Here is a 3209-nt window from a genome sequence, read left to right as displayed (position 1 = left end):
CAGAGCTCTTGCGTGTCATCATCCGAGCCTTCTTCGAGACCGTCCCGGCTCGAAACACCGCTTGAGCCGGGCGCCGCCGCCAGTTCTTCACGAACGACTGGATCACCCGCTTTCGCGGGTGATGACACCGAACGATACGGCCATGCTGATTAGTGCGGCGTGCGCTTGCTGTGCGTCACGGCCGGCTTCTCCGCATCACCCACATCCACGCCCGCATTCCGCAGCAGCACCTTCGCCGCTTCCTTTGCCGCGCGGGCCATCGCCGGGTCGTCGCGCACGAGGTCCTGTGCGATCGAGCCATCGACCAGGAGCACGAGCTGGGTGGCGAGCGCATCCGCATCCGCAACACCTAGCTCGTTCAACCGCTCGCGAAACCAGACGCGGCGGCTTTCCTTGAAGGCGATTGCGATCTTCTTCACGGCGCGGTCCTTTGGGCCGAGCTCGGCGACCGCATTGACGAACGGGCAGCCGCGAAAATCCTTGGCCGCAAAGCGTCGCTCCAGCGAATCGAAGGTGCCAAGAATCTGCTCGGCCGGGGGCTTGTCGGAGGGGCGCGGCTTGACGAAGCGGCGCTCCAGATAGGCCGCGATCAGCGCATCCTTGGAGGGGAAGTGGTTGTACAGCGTGCGCTTGGAGATGCCGATCTCGGCCGCGATGGTGTCGACGCCGATGGCGCGAATGCCTTGCAGATAGAACAGCTTGTCGGCGGTCTCGAGGATCCGCTCCTTCATCGTCTGTGGTGTGGGCGGGGGAGCCATGCGGCAGCGTGCGTCCTGTTCGCTTGACAGCGTGCACCTTTCATAGCCTAAGTAAACAGGTCTGTGTAACTAAAAACATCGAGAATTGCAGACGCCGGCGCGCGCGTCGCGCCGACGAGGGAGAAAAATATGCCCCTTTTGCAGGTCCTGCGTCCGACATTGCCCATCCTGATTGGCGCCTCGATCATGCTGACACTGAGCATGGGGCTGCGGCAGAGCCTCGGCATCTTCATGCAGCCTTTGACGCATGACATCCACATTTCGATCTCGGATTTCACGCTGGCGCTGGCCGTGCAGAACCTCGCCTGGGGCTTTCTCCAGCCGCTCGCCGGCGCGATGACGGTGCGCTACGGCTTCCGCCCGATCATGATCGTGGGCTCGCTGATGTACATCGTGGGCCTCATTCTGATGGCGACCGCGAACGGGCTCGTCAGCATCATGATCGGCGCCGGCGTGCTGATCGGGACGTCGCTGGCCTGCACCGCGGCCGCGATCGCGATGTCGGTGGCGGCGCGCGCGGTGCCGGAGACTGTACGCTCGACCGTGCTCGGCATCGTCTCCGGCGCGGGCTCGCTCGGCGCGCTGTTGTCGGCGCCGCTCGGACAGATGCTCAACGAAGGATTTGGCTGGCGCGTCGGGCTCGCCGGTTTCGTGATCATGTCGGTGCTGATGATCCCTGCGGCCTGGTATGCCGGCCGTGTCGACGCGATTCCGCTGCCGAAGCCGACCGCCGACGACATCGGGGATGCCACCGCCGCGACGGCTGCGAAGACGGCGTTCGGCAACGCGTCCTTCGTGGTGATGACCTGCGCCTATCTCGTCTGCGGCATGCAGCTCGTGTTTCTCACCACGCATCTGCCGTCCTATCTGGCGATCTGCGGCCTCGATCCGATGCTCAGCGCGCAGACGCTCGGCATGATCGGCGGCTTCAACGTGCTGGGCTCGCTGTTCTTCGGCTGGGCCGGCCAGCGCTGGAACAAGCTGGCGCTGCTGGGCGGCATCTACATCCTGCGCTCGCTCGCGCTCGCCTGGTATTTCATGCTGCCGGCGACGTCGTTCTCGACGCTGCTGTTCGGCGCGATCATGGGCTTTCTCTGGATGGGGGTCGGCCCGCTGGTCGCCGGCGCGGTCGCCGAGATGTTCGGCCTGCGCTGGCAGGCGATGATCCAGGGCCTCGCCTTCATGAGCCACCAGATCGGCAGCTTCCTCGGCGCCTACGGAGGAGGGGTGCTCTACGACACGCTCGGCTCCTACACCATGGCCTGGCGCATCGGCGTGGCGCTCGGTCTGGCCGGCGGCATCATCCAGGTCGCATTCGCGCTGATCCGGCCATCGCAGCCGCCGTCGCCGGTGCTGCGGACGGCGTAGCGGGGCGGTGCTCGCGAACGTCAGAGGGAGCTTGCAGGGGACGCCGTGCTGTTTCGTCGTGATGGCAGCGTGTGACCCGAAGCTTGGCGCGCGGACGAACTTTTCTCCGGCTGTGACGTTGCAACAATTCATGATCCTGCAGGCGGATGGCGCGTCGTCGCGTGCGCCATCCGCTTCTCCTCATGGGCCTTAAGCTTTCAGGTCCGTGATCCGCATAATCGCGACCACATTCCCGTCGTTGTACGCCTGTTCTTTTGTTTCCTTGTTGCAGGTCCAGACAAAATTCTTCTTGCCCGTAAAGGTCTTTCCGTCCTGCTCAAGCCGAAGCTCCCCTTCGGTGATATGGCAGATCATGGCATTCATCATCGGGGGCCCCATGGTCTTCGCCCCCGGCTGCATGATGACATCGCGCATTGAGACGGTCTTAAAACCTGGGATCAGGGATGGTGTCTCGCCTTCATATTCACGCACCACGACACCTGGCCAAGGCGTCATATCCTTGTAGCCTGTGGCTTGAGCGGCGGCTGGCCTGACCATGGCAGCCGAAGCCGCTGCCAACGCGATTCCCAGTGCGGACCTTCGATCGATCTTGCTCATCGCTTTCTCCCGACGTTACCGAACGAGCCGCCGCATAAGCAGCGCGCAAAGTTCGTGGTGAACGGTGGTCGAAACCGAAAAAAGAACGGCTTCTAAGAGAGCGTGCTTGCCGATGGCACCAGTGCTGCTCGTTTGCCCAGACGGTGATTTCGGCACATCCCACTTTAAGGGCAACGACATTCTACGTCACCTGACGAGTCTGGGGAACATGTGAAACGAAGTCTCTGCCTGGCCCACGGGAAGGTCCGGATTTGGCCCCAAGCGGTCGACCCGGCATGTCCGCTAGATGTCCGCTCCTTGGGGCTGAAGCAGACTTGATATGCTCAGCCCGAGTTCTTCGGGGTGTGACCCGAATGTATGGTCCGGCCGTGCGTAGCAAGAGGTTCGTCGATCAGGTGGTGAGTGGTCTTGCATCAATGTATCCGGCCTTTGATTGGAGCATTTGCTCCGGGCCATCATGGATATCAGCGCGCGTGCGTTCTCATT

General features: G+C 62.9%; 3 protein-coding genes. 1 reads left to right on the top strand and 2 read right to left on the bottom strand.

Annotated elements, in window-relative coordinates; translation table 11 throughout:
- Window positions 1–149: 149 nt before the first annotated feature.
- Complete coding sequence (locus tag CT676_RS43285; RefSeq protein WP_135217316.1) at window positions 150–758, bottom strand: TetR/AcrR family transcriptional regulator; 609 nt, start codon at window positions 756–758, stop codon at window positions 150–152.
- 129 nt (window positions 759–887) lie between these two features.
- Between CT676_RS43285 and CT676_RS43280 the strand changes: the two genes are divergently transcribed.
- Entirely contained in the window at window positions 888–2126 is a 1239-nt protein-coding gene (locus CT676_RS43280; protein ID WP_135217315.1) for an MFS transporter, read from the top strand.
- 189 nt (window positions 2127–2315) lie between these two features.
- Here the strand turns inward: CT676_RS43280 and CT676_RS43275 are convergent, their stop codons facing one another.
- Entirely contained in the window at window positions 2316–2723 is a 408-nt protein-coding gene (locus CT676_RS43275; RefSeq protein WP_135217314.1) for a hypothetical protein, read from the bottom strand.
- Window positions 2724–3209: the final 486 nt, after the last annotated feature.

It is taken from the genome of Bradyrhizobium sp. MOS001, from assembly GCF_004634465.1.
Taxonomy (GTDB): domain Bacteria; phylum Pseudomonadota; class Alphaproteobacteria; order Rhizobiales; family Xanthobacteraceae; genus Bradyrhizobium; species Bradyrhizobium barranii.
The sequence above is the reverse complement of the archived record's forward strand: the minus strand, read 5'-3'. Positions and strand labels throughout refer to the sequence as shown.

What these genes read in the sequence shown, in the direction of transcription:
- CT676_RS43285 (WP_135217316.1), bottom strand. Translation starts at nt 758, where the DNA reads ATGGCTCCCCCGCCCACACCACAGACGATGAAGGAGCGGATCCTCGAG.
- CT676_RS43280 (WP_135217315.1), top strand. Translation starts at nt 888, where the DNA reads ATGCCCCTTTTGCAGGTCCTGCGTCCGACATTGCCCATCCTGATTGGC.
- CT676_RS43275 (WP_135217314.1), bottom strand. Translation starts at nt 2,723, where the DNA reads ATGAGCAAGATCGATCGAAGGTCCGCACTGGGAATCGCGTTGGCAGCG.